This is a genomic window from Lactobacillus amylolyticus DSM 11664 (genome assembly GCF_000178475.1).
Lineage (GTDB): Bacteria > Bacillota > Bacilli > Lactobacillales > Lactobacillaceae > Lactobacillus > Lactobacillus amylolyticus.
Map to the genome: position 1 here is coordinate 1 of NZ_ADNY01000053.1, position 528 is coordinate 528.

Annotated in this window: 1 protein-coding gene; it reads left to right on the top strand. The window is 25.6% G+C overall.

What is annotated here, in order from left to right:
* Positions 1-528 (top strand): class III lanthionine synthetase LanKC N-terminal domain-containing protein (locus tag HMPREF0493_RS08780; RefSeq protein ID WP_006352448.1); only part of this gene is annotated, 528 nt, incomplete at both ends.

Consider the following 528-nt stretch of genomic DNA (forward strand, 5'->3'; position numbering starts at 1 on the left):
TAAAATTCAAGGTTGGAAAATTCATATTTCACCTTTTCTTGACGATTATGAGAAAGTTTTAGAAATTGTAATAAAGAAATTAGTGGAAGAAAAGGTCACCTTTAAATTTGTTCCATATTTAAGTGATTATTTATCTTTATCTGATAAAAATACTTCGCCTTCACAATTTGGAAAATACATAACAATTTATCCCCATAATGTACAGCAATTTAAAAAATTAAATTCTTACTTTGCTTCTGTTCTATTAAAATTTGATGGGGTGAGAGTTCCTAGTGATCTAAACTATAAAAACTCAACAATTATTTCTTATAGATATGGAGGATTCTTTCCGAATGTTTATATGAATAATGAGGCTGATTTAGATTATAAAATAATGGATGGAAAAGGACACTTAGTTGAAGATAATAGAAAAACTTTTTATAAATTATTAGATAATATTTCACCTGTATATCCTGTAAAAGAAAACAATTTACCTCAATCAGTCGTAATTCAAGGAGAGATAAAGAAAAAGAAATATAAAATAACTAA